The organism is Frigoriflavimonas asaccharolytica (genome assembly GCF_013294015.1).
GTDB classification, from domain to species: domain Bacteria; phylum Bacteroidota; class Bacteroidia; order Flavobacteriales; family Weeksellaceae; genus Frigoriflavimonas; species Frigoriflavimonas asaccharolytica.
In genome coordinates, this window is the sequence record NZ_JABSNO010000011.1 from 21048 (window position 1) to 39331 (window position 18284).

The 18284-nt window shown below is 31.7% G+C and carries 20 protein-coding genes; all 20 read right to left on the reverse strand.

The window, feature by feature from the left end; all coding sequences use genetic code 11:
* Positions 1 to 7: 7 nt before the first annotated feature.
* Entirely contained in the window at positions 8 to 1804 is a 1797-nt protein-coding gene (asnB, locus tag HNQ03_RS08545) for an asparagine synthase (glutamine-hydrolyzing) (RefSeq protein ID WP_173779258.1), read from the reverse strand.
* 3 nt (positions 1805 to 1807) lie between these two features.
* A complete protein-coding gene (locus HNQ03_RS08550) occupies positions 1808 to 2635 on the reverse strand; it encodes an FkbM family methyltransferase (protein WP_173779259.1) in 828 nt (275 codons plus the stop codon).
* 15 nt (positions 2636 to 2650) lie between these two features.
* Positions 2651 to 3634: a glycosyltransferase gene (locus HNQ03_RS08555; protein WP_173779260.1), complete on the reverse strand. Its 984-nt coding sequence runs from the start codon at positions 3632 to 3634 to the stop codon at positions 2651 to 2653.
* The gene (locus HNQ03_RS08560) at positions 3631 to 4434 is read right to left on the reverse strand and encodes a hypothetical protein (RefSeq protein WP_173779261.1); all 804 of its coding nucleotides are present in this window, start codon (positions 4432 to 4434) and stop codon (positions 3631 to 3633) included. Before HNQ03_RS08560 ends, HNQ03_RS08555 begins: the two co-directional genes overlap by 4 nt.
* A 4-nt stretch (positions 4435 to 4438) precedes the next feature.
* Positions 4439 to 5599, reverse strand: a complete 1161-nt coding sequence (locus HNQ03_RS08565; protein WP_173779262.1) for a glycosyltransferase family protein — start codon at positions 5597 to 5599, stop codon at positions 4439 to 4441.
* Positions 5600 to 5608: 9 nt separating this feature from the next.
* Positions 5609 to 6553, reverse strand: coding sequence for a glycosyltransferase family 2 protein (locus HNQ03_RS08570; protein WP_173779263.1), 945 nt, complete (start codon positions 6551 to 6553; stop codon positions 5609 to 5611).
* Between the two features lie 3 nt (positions 6554 to 6556).
* The gene (locus HNQ03_RS08575; protein ID WP_173779264.1) at positions 6557 to 7240 is read right to left on the reverse strand and encodes an NAD-dependent epimerase/dehydratase family protein; all 684 of its coding nucleotides are present in this window, start codon (positions 7238 to 7240) and stop codon (positions 6557 to 6559) included.
* Between the two features lie 3 nt (positions 7241 to 7243).
* On the reverse strand, positions 7244 to 8176 hold the full coding sequence (locus HNQ03_RS08580; RefSeq protein WP_173779265.1) for a glycosyltransferase: 933 nt from the start codon (positions 8174 to 8176) through the stop codon (positions 7244 to 7246).
* Positions 8173 to 9000 (reverse strand): glycosyltransferase family 2 protein, encoded by an 828-nt coding sequence (locus HNQ03_RS08585; RefSeq protein ID WP_226927467.1) that lies wholly within the window; start codon positions 8998 to 9000, stop codon positions 8173 to 8175. Before HNQ03_RS08585 ends, HNQ03_RS08580 begins: the two co-directional genes overlap by 4 nt.
* 10 nt (positions 9001 to 9010) lie before the next feature.
* Complete coding sequence (locus HNQ03_RS08590) at positions 9011 to 9907, reverse strand: glycosyltransferase family 2 protein (RefSeq protein ID WP_173779266.1); 897 nt, start codon at positions 9905 to 9907, stop codon at positions 9011 to 9013.
* Between the two features lies 1 nt (position 9908).
* Positions 9909 to 11009 (reverse strand): DegT/DnrJ/EryC1/StrS family aminotransferase, encoded by a 1101-nt coding sequence (locus tag HNQ03_RS08595; protein WP_173779267.1) that lies wholly within the window; start codon positions 11007 to 11009, stop codon positions 9909 to 9911.
* Complete coding sequence (locus HNQ03_RS08600) at positions 11006 to 11785, reverse strand: acyltransferase (RefSeq protein WP_173779268.1); 780 nt, start codon at positions 11783 to 11785, stop codon at positions 11006 to 11008. Before HNQ03_RS08600 ends, HNQ03_RS08595 begins: the two co-directional genes overlap by 4 nt.
* Entirely contained in the window at positions 11782 to 12186 is a 405-nt protein-coding gene (locus HNQ03_RS08605) for a MaoC family dehydratase (protein ID WP_226927468.1), read from the reverse strand. The genes HNQ03_RS08600 and HNQ03_RS08605 overlap by 4 nt, the downstream gene beginning before the upstream one ends.
* A gap of 10 nt (positions 12187 to 12196) precedes the next feature.
* Positions 12197 to 12664 (reverse strand): acyltransferase, encoded by a 468-nt coding sequence (locus tag HNQ03_RS08610; RefSeq protein WP_173779270.1) that lies wholly within the window; start codon positions 12662 to 12664, stop codon positions 12197 to 12199.
* A complete protein-coding gene (locus tag HNQ03_RS08615) occupies positions 12654 to 13064 on the reverse strand; it encodes a sugar 3,4-ketoisomerase (RefSeq protein WP_173779271.1) in 411 nt (136 codons plus the stop codon). Before HNQ03_RS08615 ends, HNQ03_RS08610 begins: the two co-directional genes overlap by 11 nt.
* 1 nt (position 13065) lies before the next feature.
* The gene (locus HNQ03_RS08620; protein WP_173779272.1) at positions 13066 to 14244 is read right to left on the reverse strand and encodes a glycosyltransferase family 61 protein; all 1179 of its coding nucleotides are present in this window, start codon (positions 14242 to 14244) and stop codon (positions 13066 to 13068) included.
* Between the two features lie 67 nt (positions 14245 to 14311).
* Positions 14312 to 15520: an ABC transporter ATP-binding protein gene (locus tag HNQ03_RS08625; protein ID WP_173779273.1), complete on the reverse strand. Its 1209-nt coding sequence runs from the start codon at positions 15518 to 15520 to the stop codon at positions 14312 to 14314.
* Positions 15520 to 16362, reverse strand: coding sequence for an ABC transporter permease (locus HNQ03_RS08630; protein ID WP_173779274.1), 843 nt, complete (start codon positions 16360 to 16362; stop codon positions 15520 to 15522). The genes HNQ03_RS08625 and HNQ03_RS08630 overlap by 1 nt, the downstream gene beginning before the upstream one ends.
* Before the next feature lie 43 nt (positions 16363 to 16405).
* Complete coding sequence (locus HNQ03_RS08635) at positions 16406 to 17392, reverse strand: hypothetical protein (RefSeq protein ID WP_173779275.1); 987 nt, start codon at positions 17390 to 17392, stop codon at positions 16406 to 16408.
* Positions 17393 to 18250: a glucose-1-phosphate thymidylyltransferase RfbA gene (rfbA, locus tag HNQ03_RS08640; protein ID WP_173779276.1), complete on the reverse strand. Its 858-nt coding sequence runs from the start codon at positions 18248 to 18250 to the stop codon at positions 17393 to 17395.
* Positions 18251 to 18284 lie beyond the last annotated feature (34 nt).

The following is an 18284-nucleotide window of genomic DNA, read 5'->3' on the forward strand; positions in this document are numbered from 1 at the left end:
AATTCAATTAAATATATTTTTTATAATTCTCTGCCCACAAAGCCAATTGCAGCAAATTCCAATGTTTTTTGTCCTGATTTAAATATTTTTGAGAAGTAGAAAAATCTATGTATTCAAAAACTTTACTTTCCTTATTTTTTAGCAAATCATCAGATAATTTCATCAAAGAATCTTCTTCAAACCATTTTTCTACCGAAGATCCAAAACCTTGTTTTCCACGATTTCTAATGCTGTCTGTCCAATAATTTTGCATTGTTTCTCGCAAAATAATTTTGTCTTGGCTAGAGTTTATTTTCAAATTTTCTGGCAACTGAATGCAAAATTCCGCAAAATCTACATCCAAAAAAGGCGTTCTCACTTCTAGAGAATTTGCCATCGCCATTCTGTCGGATTTTACGAGCATATTTCCGGGAACATATTTTTCCATATCTACACGCATCATATCATTCACAGAATTTGGGTTGATGTTGAAACTGTATTCTTGCTGAAATGGAGAAGTAATTCCTAAATCTTTCATTTCCTTGGAGGAAAAATAATTTCGAACTTTATTTTGATGAAAATCTAAAATGTTTTTATGGATAATATTTTGTTGCGTTACAAAAGTTGTTTCTTTTATTTTGCCATATTGTTTTAAACCAAATTTTAGCAAAATTTTATTGTAACTAAAGTGATTTCGCAGTTGCTGTTCAACAGTATAAAAATGATATCCACCAAACAATTCATCGCCAACATCTCCGCCCAAAGCTACTTTTAGATGTCTAGAAGCGGCTTGGCAAATTTTAAATTGCGGAGTATAACTCATATCAGAGAAAGGTTCATCAAAAAAGGGGGAAATTTTTTGCAAATCTGCGGCAATATCTCCTCTGTTTTCGTGAATTTCTATGTGATTGGTTTTGTATTTATTTGCAATTTCTTCGGCAAATTTTAGCTCGCTATTTTCTCCTGAATATCCAAAACTCAAAGTGGTTTGCTTTTCTTTAAATTCAGAAACCATTGCTACAATCGTAGAGGAATCTAAACCTCCACTCAAAAAACTTCCAACTTCTACATCTGCAATTAATTGTTTTTCGACAGCATTTTTCAATAAGTGAGAAAATTTTTCTTTCGCCTCGGAAAGGTTAATTTTCACATCGTCTTTTGGTATGCTGTAATATATTTCCTGGTGAATCTTTCCGTCTTTTAAAACTAAAAAATGTGCAGGAGGCAAGGTGTGAATATTAGAATAAATCGTTTGCTGTGCATTTACGTAGCCGTATTGTAAAAAATGATATAGTGCTTCTCGATTAACCTTTGGGGTGATCAATCCTGATTCTAAAATTGCTTTAATTTCTGAAGCAAATATAAATTCGCCATTTTTTCCGAAGCAATAATAAAAGGGTTTTTCGCCGAAGCGATCTCTTGCACAGAATAATTCTTGTTTTTCTTCGTCCCAAATTGCAATCGCAAACATACCGGGAAGTTCTTTTAGTAAATTTTTCCCTTTTGCTTGATACATTGCGAGAATAACCTCGGTGTCGGAAGTTCCGCGGTACGGATAATCCGCATATTTTTTCTTTAAATCTTGATAGCCATAAATTTCGCCATTCAAAACGATGCATTCGTTTTTCGTAGAAGAAAACATGGGTTGTTTCCCAGTTTCGGAAAGATCTACAATGGATAATCTGCGATGTCCGAGAGCTGCATTTTCATAAAATTCATGCTGTGCTGCATCTGGACCGCGATGCGCAATTGCATCGGTCATTTTTTGTAATTCCTGAGAATAATTTCTGGCATTTGGAGAGATGATTCCGGCTATTCCGCACATAATTTATTTTTTCTGAGGTCTTAAAATCCAATTGTCGTTTTGATAAAGTTCTGGACGATCTTCGTAAAAAGATTGATTTAAATTTTGACTGTAGATTTCATAATTATTTTCAAAGAAGAAATTCACCAATTCTTTTGGATCGTGCGTTCCTTCTGCTTCTATACTGCTTGGACTAAATTCCATAAAGAAAATAGGCTTGTTTTTTATGAAAATTTCTTTGTTTCCCAAAATCACCACCGCCTCATGTCCTTCAACATCCATTTTCACTACATCAAATGTAATATTTTCTGGCAATACATTTTTTAAGGTATCAATTTTCACTTGCAATGAAGTTGTTTCTCTACCTTTCACTTCGGAAAAAGAACTTGCACCGGCATTATCTGAAACGAAATTAAAAGTTTTCACCTCTTTTTTACTTCCAATTGCCGTGTTTTGCAGCGTGATATTTTTATAATTATTGGCGTGAATGCTTTTTTCAAAAGATTGATAAACCGCCGGAATGGGTTCGAAAGCGTAGATTTGTTTGCAATAAGGTGCAAGAAGCAAACTGTGTTGGCCAATATTTCCACCAATGTCTAAAAGTATTTTTTCGTGGGTTAAAGTTGCTCGGATATCATCAATAATATATTTTTCATAAATACCAAATTTAAAAATATAAAGATCTACATAACCGAATTTCTCTTGCAAATAAATCTTTGTAATTTGATTATTATAGCGAATTGGATATAATAATTGATGATTTTGGAGATTGTAAATATCTTTTTTCCGCTTGACATAATTAATAATTCCCTCATCAAAAATAATGGAAGAAAGTGATTTTAATACGTTCATAATTAATTATTGTCGCTAAATTATAATTTGTTTTTTCTCATCAATAAACACTTTCTTAAAAATATCCATCACAGAATGTGGCAAGAATTTCTGGTAATTTTCTTGCGCCGTTAATGTTAAATCTGAATCTAAAATAATCGTTTTCAATTCTTTTTGATTTCGGTAATAATACGCATTTTCTTTCAATTCCATTATGTGAGCTTTCTCTGGGGAATCTGCAAAAGTGATGATGGGTTTATTTTTTAAGGCAAATTCTGCAACAGTAATCCCGAAAGTTTCGCCGCGTTCTCTTGCATGCAAAAGCGCGTCACAAGTATTGATAAATTTTAATTTCTGCAAAACATCTGCACTTGGTGCTAAAAATAGAACATTTTTTAAGTTAGATTTCCACCATTTTTCTTTTACAAATGAAGTTACACCCATGAAAATAAAATAATAATCTTTGTATTTCCGAGCAATTTCTTCTATGGTTTTTTGCGCAAAAGCAATATTAAAACTTGTTGCACCACCATAATATCCAAATACTTTTGCATTTTTCGGGATGTTTAATTCTGTCCGCAAATCTTCCTTAGTTTCATCGGTGAAATTCACCATGTGTGGAATAAAAGGCGATTTTCCGTTGGTCATTTCTTGGGAAAGCCATTCAGAAACGTAGGCATAAACATCGCCGTGAGGTTCAAAGTGTTTGAACACAGAATGTATTGCAGTTTTGCATTCTTTAGTTTCTACACCGTCTTTGTCGCCATTTTTTATGGCATACATCAAATCTATATTATTTTTTAAAATTAAAGAATCTACTTCTTTAAAGTTGGTATATTCTAAAACTTCAAATCTATTTTTAAATTTTTCTATACCTAAAGGATGGTTGGTTTTGCAGGTTTTATCATAAATAATCACAGATTCGTTGCCGAGATATTTTTCGTTAAAATCTGCATAATCAAAAAGAGCAATAGAAGTTCCTCGGTAATTGAGTTCGTTCTCGTGGAAAAGAATTTTCATTGTCCGAAGGTTTTTAGTATTTTTCTTTTCATCCTTTTTAATAGTTGTGTAAAAGTAGAATCTTTGCGGTGTTTTTGCAAATCATTATGCATAAATAAACCTTCACCCTGCGCAATTTTGAAGTTTTGTTTCACCCACCAAGCTGCAATATTTTTTTCAAAATGAACAGATTCTCCTGCAAAAGGAGTAATTTTTTCTAAATAAAAATCTTTTTTGATGAAGAATGGATTGTTTGTCCAGTTTGCCCAACGACTTGTAGTTACAAAGAAATCACCTTTTTTTTGAATTTTATCTGGAAATTCTGATGCGGGATCTAACCAATGTAAAGATTCCAATAAATGCGGCGAAGTAACTTGATGCCAATCATCAAAATAATTGAGTTCGTTGCCTTTATGTTGCAAAGAATAGAGTGGAAAACCTGGTTTTTTTCTGCTTCTATACCGAACTACGGAAAATCCTTCATTCAAAAAATCGAGACCAGTTTGTAATTGATTTTGTACGGTTTCTTTGTTTTCTATAAGTTCCCAATCGTGTTCTAAAAATAGAATATCATTGTATTTAGCATTTTCAGCCAGTTGGATAAATCCTTTTCCGATACCAATATTTTCTTGTAAACCAATGTATTTTATAGAATACTTTTCCGCTAATTTTTTGTCAGCTGTAGAAACTTCTTGAAACAAAATCGTGATATCTTCCACCAAATCTAGCAAACCGTTTTTCTGGTAAGATTTCAAAGTATTGCTTAGTGTTTTGGTGCTTTTCCAAGCGAGAATTCCGATGCTGATTGGGAGTGATTTCATAAAATTAGTTGCTGTTTTTATTTTTCACATCGCCCATTAGGTCTACCACTTTTTTAGTATAATTTTCCCAAGTTTGGTCTTTTACTAGTTCATGTGCTTTAATACATAACTCTGTATAGGATTCTTCATTCATTGTAAGAATTCCTCTTATACTATCTACAATGGTAAAAATTTCGGTATTCTGTAAATAAACGCCAAAATTATTTGTTTCGCCGTAATCCATAGTAAATGCTTTATAAGGTTCAATGATAATTGGTGTATAGTAAAACATACATTCAATTGTGCTGGAGTAGGCGGCCCAAATCTCCGAAGGGTTTACCAAGATTTTAGCATTGGTCAAGAGCTCATAATATTGCTTGTTTTCTTCAACATCTCCTTTGTCTAAATATTTATAACACGTTATATTCCGGTCAGTTTCCTCTAATAAGAGTCTATCTTTTGGTAGGTTAATAAAGTTGAGTGCCAAATCTGGAAATTCTTTTTGTAAAATTCTAAATGCTTGTATTAACTTTCTTGCACCTAATAAATATTTTGTTGATCCAATGAGAAGTAATTCTTGAGATTTATTTTTCTTTGCTAAAATTTCTTTGGTTGTGGGTTTACTGGGATTGATTTCGTTTACTACATTAGATCCTAAATGATGCACTTCTTTACCGTGTCGTTCGGCAATAAGTTTTTGTGCATCTTTAAAAAGAGATATCACTATTTCAGAATTTTGAAATGCAATATGTTGATAGTTGATAAACCATTTTTCAAAAAAATAGGGTTTTCTTTTTTGTCTGTCTAAAATAATCATATCATAAGTCCAATCATGCAGGATTAATGATGGAACTTTGTTGAATTTATTATAAAAATCAAAACTTAGAAAAATTGTAAAGTAAAGATCTGGATTACTCTTAACAGCATTTTTAATTTTTCGATAGGCAATTCTTCTGGCAAATGGTGTTTTAACAAAACTATATTGTTGATTAGGAAAAAAACGCGATAGAATTCTTCCTGGATACTTGTCCCATAAAGCTTCATTTTTTTCGTTAGGAGAAAGGTCTAGTCGCAAAATTTCAAAACCTTGATTCATCAAGTTTTCAGAAAAAAGAAACGGTACATTAGACCATGCTTTAGGTGAAGAAGAATCTCCGTAGCATACAAAAAGAATTTTTTTGCTCATTTAGATTTATTAAATATTTAAAAAAGGATGAGGTGATTGCAAAATTTGCTCACGATGTTCCTTTATTTCATCTAAATGTGGTATAAAATAGTTCATCATTTCACGCTGTTCAATACGCTCTTTAGAATAGCCTTTAATAAGAAATTTATAAAAATCCCTCATAAGTTTCTTTTTTTCCTTCACCGGATCAAAATCCAGCGCAGGATTCATATACTGTGTCTGCTTTTGCAGTCGTAATGAGAGCCATTTTTCTTTATAAGCATCATCATTGTTTTTTGGTGATGCAAAAGTCTGTTTTGTATCGTGAACCACAAGACTTTCTGTACAGACAAAGAGCTTTTTTTTAAAAAATAATACGCGATTTACATAATCATAATCTTCGCCGTAATGGAAATAAAAAGGATTGAAACCACCAATTTGCTCTATGGTGTCTTTGGGTAAGAACCAATGTGCTGCGTTAACAAAATCGATTTCATAATGAGGTTTTTGCTGCTTTAGAAAAATGTCAGATATCAGTCTATTGGTTTTTGCATATTTCCCTATATAGTTTTCAAAATGTAAATCTAATTTCTTTTCGCTTCCATCTAAATGCATCGGACTTAGAATTCCTATTTCATTCTTATTCGGAAGCTGATTATAAACATCGATTAGCTTCTGCACAGAATTTTCAAAAACCCAAGCATCTTGATTCATTAAATAAAAAAAATCTGCGCCTTGTTTATAGGCTTTTTCTATGCCAATGTTATTTGCTTTTCCGAAGCCTAGATTTTCTGGAGATTGAATGAATTCTACCTCTGGAAAATTGGCTTTCACAAAATCTTGAGTACCATCTGTAGAGCCGTTATCAATTACAATAGTTTGCACAGGAAGAGATGATTTCCGCAAACTAGAAAAACATTTTTCTGCCCATTTCATGGCATTGTAGGTAACGATGATGATGTAGATTTTTGGCATTTTTTAAGGCGTGTAATATTTTGAAATCAGGTTTTGAAGATATTGATCTTTATCTGTTAATTTATTTTTTTTGAAGTAATTTTCTATTTTTGAAGTTTCAATTTGATAGCCAGATCCTTCTTTTTCTAAATGTAAATCCGGTTCAATGTTCAAAATATTTGAAATTTTCTCGGTGATTTCTATGATGGTGTAATTTTGAAGATAGGCGATATTTACAATTTGATTTTTTGCAAATTCTTCCATGACTTCTTGGGTTATTTTCGCAATATCTTCAACATCAATTAGGTTTCTGGTCGCTTTTGTATGTACGGTGATCTTGGTTTTATTCTCAATCGTTTTAACCAAATAATTGAGCAAAAGATTTGCATTTCCACCGTTTCCAACAGCGTTGCTAATTCTTAAAATAAAGTAATCTTTGCATTGCTCTGCAATCAATTGCTCCATTTTCAGTTTGTGCAATACATACGGACTGTTATTTTTTGAAGAATCGTAGATGCTGCAAGTAGAAAAATAAATAAATAATTTCTCTGGATTTTCTATGATGGATTTTTCAATTAATTTTTTTTCTCGCAGAAATTCACTCTCTTTCGTTTCTAAAGAATTTGAAACGCCGGAAGCATAGAGCAGAACAGATTCTGCATCGATGCTTTTCATGGATTGTGCGATAAGTCCGTTTCCGATGATCATATTTTAAATAAATTGATTTTCATTTTTTTTAAAATCATATTTCTGACGTATGGTATGTTTGGTCCATTTTATCGCGGAATATAATTTTAAAGGATGAAGTGTAAATTTAGAAAGAATATTGTTGAAAGCATAACCAAAAGCCGCGAAATCGAAATTCTTTTTGGATACCGATTTCGGATAAGTCATTAAAGTATAATAGAAATAGGTTTTTAATTTTGATAATTTATAATCTGCGCCATATTTTTTAATGAAAGGAATGATGGCGAAATCTTTTTTCATCACTTCGAAAGAAACATTTTTAGAGATGCTTTCACCAATTTGTCTGTAAATTGCCATCTGGTCTGAGAAAAAATAAATTTTACCAAAACAACCTGCTAGTAAATACAAACAACGATCTGCAGAAAGAATATCCGTGGGGAAATCTTTTTTTAAGATGTCTTTTCTGAAGAAAAAAGTAGAAGTTTGGAAAAGCGAAATATCTGTTAAATCTTCTTTCTCTAAACTTCTATCAGGCAATTCTGAATAAGCATGAGGAAGAATTGATAAATCGGCATACACTGTTTTTGAGTTGCAGCCAACTGCAGAATAAGTTGAATTTTTTTCTAAAAAATCGAATTGCTTTTGAAGTTTTAAATGATCTATCCAAGAATCGTCTCCATCCAAAATAGCGATGTATTTCCCTTTTGCATTAGAAAATGTGAAGAGTGTATTTTTCACGTATCCCAAATTGGGAACGTTTTTAAAATATTTTATTTTGTTTCCTTTTGGATGATTTGCAATAAGCTTTTGAATAATATTTTCTGTTTCGTCTGAAGAATTATCGTTACCAATTATTATTTCGTAATTACCGGAAAATTCTTGCGCAAAGATGCTCATCAAACATTCTTCGATGTACTTTTCGTGGTTGTATGTGGTGATGCAAATGCTGATATTCATGAATTTAATTTCTCAATAAATTTGTATAATAGTTTTGTAAGATAATTTTTATTTACTTCATTTTTGATTCTATCTATATTTTTTACATTTTGTAATTGTAGGTTAAAGTTTGATATTGGATTTTTATTAAGGGGTAAATATTTAGTTAAATGTTTAGTGTATACTAATGTAGAGCTAAATAAAATTTTTCTCTGCGATTCGTAAAGTAATATATCCATTGACTCTTCCTTTCTTCGGTAATAAAAACCATTATAGTTTAATTGAAGTACTTGCGAATTTGGATTTAAAATTGAAAGCCAAAAGTCCCAATCTTCCATACCATAAATAAAGGCAGAATCATACCCGTTCGCTTTGATCCAATCTTCTTTTTTGTAAAATGCGGAGCAAAAAATATGATTTTTTAGGAGTAAATCGGCATAAGAATATTTCCTTAATTCCCAAGGTCCTTCCATTTCTCCAAAGAATTCTGCTTTACAATAAATCAGGGTGTAATTATGGTTGAATTCGTGAGATGCCAGTTCAAGGTATTTATTTCCAATTTTATCGTCACTATCTAAAGGTAAAATCCATTCTCCTTTTGCTATTTCTATCCCAGCATTCCTAGCAGAAGAAAGACCACCATTTTCTTTATTTAAATATTTAAAACGCGCATCTTTTTGCGCCCATTTTTCTGCTTTTTCTTCTGTATTATCGGGAGAACCGTCATTTACAATAATGCATTCCCAATTTTGAAAAGTTTGGTTGAGAACAGATTGCAAACACTCATCCAAATATTCAGCTTGGTTGTAGCAGGGAACGATGATGGAGATTTCTGGCAAATTCATAAACTCATTATTAAACAACTTTAGATATTAATTTATAAAATACAATTGGGATTTTATATTTTAAGGATAGTTGTAATCTTCTATTTTTAAAAGGGTAGCAGTAATAATCATCTATTACTTTCCTTGAGATAGGTGTATTCTGAAAATAAGCTTTGTAAAAATAATTATCTATCTGTGTTTTTGCCATTCCATCCTTGTCGAACATCATTTGTAAAATCACAGTTTCCTCAGCTATTTTTCCTGCTCTTAAACCAGAAATATTTGTATCATGGCATCTGTAATATGTTAACTTTTTTGGGATGTAGGCAATTAAATATTTTTCATTAATTTTCAGCCATCTGTAGTAATCTTCTACTATGAAATTAGAATCATATTTACCAGTTTCTTTCAAAACATCTGTTCTCATCATCACAGTTAATGCTGCAATACGATTTCCTTTTATTAATACTTTTCTAAAATTTTCCGAGGGTATTCCTCCTAATGCATTATAATCAGCAATATTTGGTAGAAGTTTACTTTGATCATCAATACAGAAAGTATCAGTGAAAACCATTCCATAATTTTTACCTTTTTCCTCTAAAATTTGGACGGATTCCGCTAAACAATCTGGATGAAGAAAATCATCTGCCGCTATTAGTTTTATGTATTTTCCAGTACAATGTTCTACACAATCATTTAATGTTGTAGCCAAACCTGTATTTGTCTCGTGGAAAATTTTTTGTGCGTTTACATTATGTTCGGTTAGCCAATTTTCAAAAATTTCTGTAGAATTGTCTTGTGATTTATCATCAGCAACAATCAATTCCCAATTGGTGTAGGTTTGATTTTTCAAACTATCTAGCATTTCTACGATATATCTAGATTGGTTGTATGAAACCACAACTACACTTACTAATGGCTGTTCCATATCAATATTTATTCAAAACTTCAATTACTTTTTGCACTTCCTCATTTTCCATCACCGGACTTACTGGCAAACTCAACACTTCTTCATGGATTTTTTCTGTAATCGGGAAAGATAAATTATTCCAATATTTGTATGCTCTTTGCTTGTGCGGCGGAATTGGATAATGAATTAGCGTTTGGATGCCATTCTCTTGCAAATAGGTTTGCAATTCAGCTCTATTTGAAGTCCTGATTACGAATAAATGCCAAACATGTTCTTTAGAATCTGAAGGCAATTGCGGAAGAATAATTTTCGCATTTTTTATTTCTGCGCTGTATTGCTCTGCAATTTCTCTTCTTTTGCCGTTTTCGGCATCTATATATTTCAGTTTTACATCTAAAACTGCGGCTTGTATTTCGTCTAAACGAGAATTTAATCCTTGGTATTTATTCACGTATTTTTCTTCGGAACCATAATTGGCTAAAGCTCGGATTGTTCTTGCCAGAAGATCATCTTTGCATGTTACAGCACCTGCATCACCTAAAGCGCCTAAATTTTTCCCAGGATAGAATGAAAAACCGGCAGCATCGCCCAAATTTCCAGTTTTTATGCCCTTCCATTCTGCACCAATTGCTTGTGCATTGTCTTCTATGATTTTTAAATCATGCTTTTTTGCCAAAGTTTCTAATTCTTCTGACCAACAAACTTGTCCGTATAAATGAACAACCATGATTGCTTTGGTTTTTGGGGTAATCAAAGCTTCTATTTTTGCAATATCAATATTATAATTTTCGATATTTGGTTCTGCAAAAACGGGTTTCAAACGATTGTCTGTAATTGCCAAAAGCGAAGCGATGTAGGTATTTGCAGGAACAATCACTTCATCTCCAAATTTCATTTGTGCTAATTCTAAATAGGCTTTAAAAATTAATCTTAAAGCATCTAAACCGTTAGCAACACCTATTGCATTGGGCGAACTGGTGTATTTAGATAGATTTTCTTCAAAATTTTTCACTTGGCTTCCCATCAAATACCAGCCACTTCGGAAAGTTTCTAAAAGTTTGGCTTCTATTTCTTCTTGGTGTTGAAGATTTATTTTTTGTAGGTCTAGAAATTTGATCATGATTGTGTATTTAATTTAGTCCATTCTTCGAAACCTATTTTTTCCCAAGGCATTCCTCTTTCAAAATTGTTAGGCCAAGGATAGTAATTTGTATATGAATCTTTTTTGGAAGGGATTTCACGTATATCCATTTTTCTTTTAGCGGGAGAACCGATAGCAAAAGAAAAATCTTCAATATCTCTAGATACTACAGAATTTGCACCTACCAAACAATTACTTCCAATATGGACTCCAGGTAAGATATTGCAATGAATAGTAATGATTGAATAATCTCCAACTGTCGCACCTAGTAAAACATCGGATGGTGGTAAAGGGTCATTTGTAAAAACTGTATATGGAAAAACAAAAACATATTTACCGATTTTTGTCTTTTCCCCAACATGTACATTACTATATAATCTAGAATAATCCCCAACTTCGCAATTTCCTTGTACATCTGCTAATGTGCTTATTAAGCAATTGATGCCAAATTTGGATTTTTCCCTAATCGTTGCGCGATGTCCTGTAATTAAGCCTTCCCCAAATTCTGAACCTGCATATATAATACAATGGCTCCTAATCATGCTATTTGCGCTAATGTAAGTTGGCGGATTAATATAATTGTCCATATCTTTATAATAGACAGAAGGAGGCTCTCCGATTATGCAATCATTGCATATGATAGTATTATCACCGATAAAAACATTAGGATAAATTATTGAGTTGTCTCCAATCTTTACATTAACTCCAATTTTCACCGATGGATCTACAAAAACGTTTCTATTATTAAACTTCATAATTTTTCTTTTGGTGGTAAAACTATCGCATAGCCATCAATTACAACTTCATTATTTTGATTTAATAAAAGCGTTCTAATTTTTAGCCTACCTTTTTCCAACAAATCAGTTACTTCAAGATTTACATTAATGGTATCACCTATAAATACAGGTCTCAAAAATTCTAAATATTGACTTATCTGTATGGTTCCTGGACCAGGCAAATACATTCCTAGAGGCATACATATATAAGATGCTGTTAGTAATCCATGAGCGATTCTTGCTCCAAATTTTGTACGTTTAGAATATTCCTCATCACAATGTACTGGATTTAAATCACCTGTAATACCTGCATAAAGATACACATCACTCTCACTTACAGTTTTGCTAAAATGTGCTGTTTTACCTAAATAGTCTATCATCATTTCTAATTTAGTTAATATTTGCTTTAATGAATTTTGCGGGATTTCCAACCCAAATTTCATTAGATGGAATATTTTTAGTAACCACACTTCCAGCTCCTATCAAAGAGTTTTCACCAATAATAATTCCACCTATTATAGTAGCATTCGCGCCTATAATCGCGTTCTCCTTTATAATAGTTTTTTGAAGATGAAAATTTACATTCCGCGATTTCGGATATCGATCGTTTGTAAAAGTAACATTCGGACCAATAAAAACATTATCTTCTATTGTCATCCCATCCCAAATTTGAACACCAGGCTTAATGGTTACATTGTTACCAATCACTACATCATTTTCAATGAAAACTTGACAATTAATATTGCAATTTTTTCCAATTTGGGCATTTTTCAAAATTACACAAAATTGCCATATAGAAGTGTTTTCTCCAATATTTTTTGACTGAACATCGGCTAAAGGATGGATGTTAGATACCATTTTTTAGCTTCTTAAATATTTCATATTCTCTGATATAATCTTTTTCAGTATATTTTTCTGAGGCTAAACAAATTAATACGGCGTTGTGAGAGAATTTTATATCTCTCCAAATTTTCCGAGGTATAAATAAACCTTTTTCTGGACTGTTTAAAACAAATTCTTGTATGTTTCCTAATAAATCTTCCGTAGTGAAAATAATTGTTCCTGATACAGCTACAATCACTTGCTCTAATTCTAAATGAGCATGCCCACCTCTGGTAACGTCTTGAGGTGTATAATAAGTCCAATAAACTCTTTGAATATCAAAAGGGATATTCTCATTATTTTCTGCGACGGAAATGTACCCCAAATTTGGGCTACCAATTTTGTCGAAATAGGTGAGGTGAGGTTCTTTGTTCATATTACGTACTTAGTAGATTTTTTAGACTTTCAATATTTATTACGAATTCACTTACATCATGATCTTTATACTCATTATTATAATATAAATATTGGACTTCTATATTTAATATTTCTCCCATTTCTTCATAAAAATTATAGTCTTTGTAATTGTCTGGCATAAAGATAATAATTTTTGTTTTTGGTTTGCAAAAAATAATATTCGTCCATGCAGCACCTGTAGTACCAACAATCATTTTAGCATTCTGAAAGTGATTTATTTGTTCTTCGAACGACAATGATGTCATGTCAATATTGCGGAAATTAGCTAGTTTAAGTGTTTCAATAATTTCGCTTTCATTTTGAGCTATTCTATGCGTGTTTTTTCTTTCAAGAAAAATATTGACTTCATTTGTATTTTTATAATTAAATCCTTTTTGCAACTCTGAACTTAGCTTTTGCAAGCTTTCTTTTCTGAAGTAGTACAGTGGTAGAGAAGTAGTTTTCGAATCAAGCGGATTGAACATCAGTTTATTAACCTCATTTACAAAATATAATTTTTTGATTTTATACGTATTTTCCTCTTTTAAGTATATTATATTTAAGTTTAAATTACGTGTCAAAATCTGCAAGGAATCTGCCATACTTTGCGTTTTCTCACAAGATTCGTTTACCAATATAGTTTTGGTGTCGTTGACGTTTAAATACATTATTTTTGGTATAATTTCTATCATCCAATGATACCAATTGTGACTTCCATTTCCTGCTAAAAAAAAACCTTCTTCTATTGTTTCCGTCCTTTTTAAATTTACTACAGCATTTTTGTTATTGTGAAATTCTACAAAACCCTCATTAAAACGTTCGTTATCATTAATCGCTTCATAATAAATATTTTTACCTTGAATAATTGCTGATGATCTTGAATTTATAATTGCGTTTTTTATTTCATATAGATTTAAATCTGGAATTGTAACTTCAACATTATTCTGACTTTTACTAATGTATTTGTAACCTGAAACGATTTTTTTAATAGGATTTAGCTTTTTTAAACCTGTAACTTTATAAACACTTTTATGTTGATATTGTAAAAAATTTAGAATAGCAATTTGGATGGTAGATATTGTGTAATTATTGAGATGTTTTTGAACGTTAATTCTTTTTATTATCTGCCTTTTTACAAATTTTTTAATGGATATGAGCATGTTTATTTTTAATAATAAATATCTGTTCTAAAATAGCAACATTTTCTAGCAGTGCTTTTCACCGTTTTTAGTTCGAAATTTGGGTTGAATCTAATAATATCGGCGTCCACATTTGATCTGACCCCGTAATATTAATATTTATTATGCGATGTTCTTTATAAAATACTTCAGTTGTAAAGTTTTTTTGTAGGGTAATAGTGATCGTGTAAGAACCTTTAGAAAAGTTGAAGTTTTTAATTTTAAATTGAAATTTCTTTCTCTGTCCTGGTGTATAATCCACAGTTATATCTTGATCTGCTGGTATAAATTCAGCAATAGCTCTTTGTTCTTTGTCGTAAACAACAAAAGAAAAATGAGGCATTTTACGAAGATTTATATTCTCTAATTCTATTTCAAGTAAAAAATCTGTATTCCATTGCACATCATAACAGCTATTTCTTATAGTATTATCAACAATATGAGAAGTGAGTAATTTTACTTCCTTGGTATCAAAAACAATTTCACTGTTTTCATCGGTTTTAAACATGTCATAGTAGGCATCTATTCCCTTTCCTGTATCTTTTCCTTGATAGGAAACTTTTCCATGGTCCATTAAAATAATTTCGTTACAAATTCTAGAAACCATTGGCATACTATGCGAAACGAATATTACAGCGGTATGTGGTAAAAGTTTATCAATTTTGTTGAAACATTTTAAAGTAAACCCTAAATCTCCTACTGCCAAAACTTCATCTATAATTAAAACATCTGGTTCTAAATGAGAAGCAACTGCAAAACCTAAGCGAACTTTCATTCCAGAAGAGTAATTTTGTACTGGCATGTCTATAAATTCTTCAATTTCAGAAAATGCAATAATAGAATCTATCTTTGCTTCTACTTCCTTTTTAGTAAACCCCAAAATAGAAGCGTTGTTGTAGATGTTTTCTCTGCCAGAAAGTATGGGATTAAAACCTGCACCCAATTCTATCAATGCACCTACTTTTCCTTTCATGATGATTTCTCCTTCATCTGGATTGTAAAGTCCGTTTAAAACCTTTAATAGGGTGCTTTTTCCTGCGCCATTGTGGCCAATTAAACCAATGCATTCGCCTCTTCTTAATTCAAAACTAACATCTTTTACCGCCCAAAATTCTTTTGGACGCAATGTTTTTTTTATAGGTACACCAAAACTACTTTTGATAATATCTAATGCCCCATATTTTAAAGATGATTTTAAGTCTAAAGAAAACTTTTTAGATACATTTTTTACCGATACAAGTACTTCATTCTCTTCCATTATCCTCCAATTTTTTCGATGATGATCGGCATAGATTTTCTAAAAATAACCAAACCTATTAGTAGTAGTGAAAAACTTAACCCAAAAATGACAACTGCGTATATCACATTTTCTGGAGCGTAGCCTAATAATGTATTTCTTGCATCATTAAATAAAAATGTAAGTGGATTAAGCTCAAATAAAGTTTTAAAAAATCCTGCGTGAGGCACTGCATAAACTACTGGAGTAAAATACATCAGAAAAGGAACTGCTGTTGTGATAATTTTAGCAACATCTGTATAAATCAATCCAATAGGTGTGAGGATTAATCCAATCGACATCGATAGACAGATGATAACAATTAATGATAGGAAGAAATATAGCAAATTTAGGTTAGGCAGTACTCCATAAATTCCTAAAAAAATAGCAATAAGTACCAATTTTAAAATTAGATTAAATCCCATCTTATAAATCCCAGACATTAAAAGTGCTTCTTTTGGAAAATTTATTTTAGATAAAATTCCTTTGGCACTATTTACAGAGGTTAGTGGTATCAACATGCTTTCTGTGAAAATACTCCAGACCGTAGTGCCAATTATTACAAATAATACATAAGGCATATTTCCATCTGCATTTACATTCACTGTACCAGAATTATTTAAAAAAATCCAAACTAAGGAATTTACGATTATGGGTGCAAATGCCCAGAAAAATCCTAAAAAAGATTGACGATATTGTCCTTGCAAATCACGTTTAGCGAGTTGATAGGCCAAAAAATTGGAAGATTTGATATCAGAAAACATTCCTTTTAATTCTTGAAAAAAATGGGTTTGTTTATCTGAAGAATAAATTGCGGTTTTCAAAGTTACTATTGTGTTTTAGCATGCAAAAATACTAAATAAATAATTAAAATTTTGTAACATTATTTGTTTTGATAAATGCTAATAAAATTGAAACGAGAAATAATGGAACATACAATCTGACCTCATACAAAATCCCACTAAAAAAACACATCAAAATATAGGGCAGCGCAAAACCATGGTATAAAAAAATTAGTTTTCTATTTGCTGAGCTTTTTGAAAGCATCATACTGAATGCGAAAAGTACCAACCAAGCTACTATTCCCAGAATATTTTTAGGATTTGTGAAGTTTTGCAATAATAAATTGCCATCGTTGGTTGTAAATGTTTTGTTGAGATAGCGTAAACCAACATAAACCAACAAAAAACTTAAAACCAGAGGAACTAACGGTTTTATACTTTTGATGGATATACCTTCTTTGAAAATTAAAAGTGATGCAGCCAAGGATAAAGACAGTGCCGCAGTTTCTCTATTTAAAGTTGATATGATGATGATAATTGATAAAAAAATTAATTTTAAAACTGATTTTTTTTCCAGATATTTTAAGAATACAAAAAAGAAAAGCAGCAAGAAAAAATAACTAGAAACATCATAAGGAACGATGATGAATTGAGTAAGTCCGATGATGAAAATAACAATAAAATTCAGGAATAGCTTTTCTGACGCGTTGATCATCAGTTGCTCGCATTCTAAAATTAAATTTAAAACGAAAACAGTTGCCAGTAAAAAAATGGTGTTTAAACTGTAGAAAGCCAAATAAACCTGAGATTCGCTTTCAGGGTTTAAAAATTTTAATTTAAAAATTTGATAGTTGAGGTCTAAAGTACCGAGAAAATCATAGATCCAAAAAAAGAAATACCCACTTAAAACCCGGTATTGATAGACGCCAGAACTAAACTGATTTTCAAAACTTTGAATATTTAAAATTGAGGAAGAGTATACATTTGCGAAAGAAAAATAAATGATTGTATTGATGACAAAAGCGATTGCCATCATTAAAAATAATCTACCCCAAAATGAAATGTTTGCCATCTAAACTAAGCCTTTCAAATATTCTCCGTAGCCACTTTTGCCATACTTTTCGGCAGATTTTAGCAGTTGTTCTTTGTTGATGAAGCCTTTCTTGTACGCTATTTCTTCTATACAAGAAATTTTGAAACCTTGTCTTTTCTCCAAAACTTTCACAAATTCTGATGCATCATGCAAAGAATCGAAAGTTCCTGTGTCTAGCCAAGCTGTTCCGCGAGACATTACGCCCACTTCTAATTGTCCTTTTTCTAGATAAATTTTGTTGACATCGGTAATTTCTAATTCTCCACGAGGCGAAGGTTTTAAGTTTTTAGCAATTTCTACTACAGAATTATCGTAAAAATACAAGCCTGGAACTGCAAAGTTAGATTTTGGTTCGTCTGGTTTTTCTTCAATAGAAACGGCTTTGTTACTTTTATCAAATTCTACCACACCATATCTTTCCGGATCAGAAACTTGGTACGCGAACACGCAACCTCCTTTCACAGTGGTTTTACTGGATAAAAGTTCTGGCAAACCGGCTCCATAAAAAATATTATCGCCCAAAACTAAGGCCACAGAATCTTCGCCAATAAATTCTTCACCCAACACAAATGCTTGCGCCAAACCATCTGGACTTGGTTGAACTTTATAAGAAATTTTGCAGCCGATAGAAGATCCATCTCCTAACAATTTTTCAAATCCACCAATATCGTGTGGTGTAGAAATAATTAAAATCTCCTTAATTCCCGCCAAAAGCAGCGTAGAAAGTGGATAATAAATCATCGGTTTATCGTAAACAGGCATCAATTGCTTGCTTACAGCGATGGTTAATGGATACAATCTTGTTCCGGAACCTCCGGCTAATATAATTCCCTTCATAGTTGTGCGAATTTTGCGAATTAAAACGAATTTC

Coding starts and splice junctions, on each gene's coding strand:
- asnB (WP_173779258.1), bottom strand. CDS start 1,804: ATGTGCGGAATAGCCGGAATCATCTCTCCAAATGCCAGAAATTATTCT.
- HNQ03_RS08550 (WP_173779259.1), bottom strand. CDS start 2,635: ATGAACGTATTAAAATCACTTTCTTCCATTATTTTTGATGAGGGAATT.
- HNQ03_RS08555 (WP_173779260.1), bottom strand. CDS start 3,634: ATGAAAATTCTTTTCCACGAGAACGAACTCAATTACCGAGGAACTTCT.
- HNQ03_RS08560 (WP_173779261.1), bottom strand. CDS start 4,434: ATGAAATCACTCCCAATCAGCATCGGAATTCTCGCTTGGAAAAGCACC.
- HNQ03_RS08565 (WP_173779262.1), bottom strand. CDS start 5,599: ATGAGCAAAAAAATTCTTTTTGTATGCTACGGAGATTCTTCTTCACCT.
- HNQ03_RS08570 (WP_173779263.1), bottom strand. CDS start 6,553: ATGCCAAAAATCTACATCATCATCGTTACCTACAATGCCATGAAATGG.
- HNQ03_RS08575 (WP_173779264.1), bottom strand. CDS start 7,240: ATGATCATCGGAAACGGACTTATCGCACAATCCATGAAAAGCATCGAT.
- HNQ03_RS08580 (WP_173779265.1), bottom strand. CDS start 8,176: ATGAATATCAGCATTTGCATCACCACATACAACCACGAAAAGTACATC.
- HNQ03_RS08585 (WP_226927467.1), bottom strand. CDS start 9,000: ATGAATTTGCCAGAAATCTCCATCATCGTTCCCTGCTACAACCAAGCT.
- HNQ03_RS08590 (WP_173779266.1), bottom strand. CDS start 9,907: ATGGAACAGCCATTAGTAAGTGTAGTTGTGGTTTCATACAACCAATCT.
- HNQ03_RS08595 (WP_173779267.1), bottom strand. CDS start 11,009: ATGATCAAATTTCTAGACCTACAAAAAATAAATCTTCAACACCAAGAA.
- HNQ03_RS08600 (WP_173779268.1), bottom strand. CDS start 11,785: ATGAAGTTTAATAATAGAAACGTTTTTGTAGATCCATCGGTGAAAATT.
- HNQ03_RS08605 (WP_226927468.1), bottom strand. CDS start 12,186: ATGATAGACTATTTAGGTAAAACAGCACATTTTAGCAAAACTGTAAGT.
- HNQ03_RS08610 (WP_173779270.1), bottom strand. CDS start 12,664: ATGGTATCTAACATCCATCCTTTAGCCGATGTTCAGTCAAAAAATATT.
- HNQ03_RS08615 (WP_173779271.1), bottom strand. CDS start 13,064: ATGAACAAAGAACCTCACCTCACCTATTTCGACAAAATTGGTAGCCCA.
- HNQ03_RS08620 (WP_173779272.1), bottom strand. CDS start 14,244: ATGCTCATATCCATTAAAAAATTTGTAAAAAGGCAGATAATAAAAAGA.
- HNQ03_RS08625 (WP_173779273.1), bottom strand. CDS start 15,520: ATGGAAGAGAATGAAGTACTTGTATCGGTAAAAAATGTATCTAAAAAG.
- HNQ03_RS08635 (WP_173779275.1), bottom strand. CDS start 17,392: ATGGCAAACATTTCATTTTGGGGTAGATTATTTTTAATGATGGCAATC.
- rfbA (WP_173779276.1), bottom strand. CDS start 18,250: ATGAAGGGAATTATATTAGCCGGAGGTTCCGGAACAAGATTGTATCCA.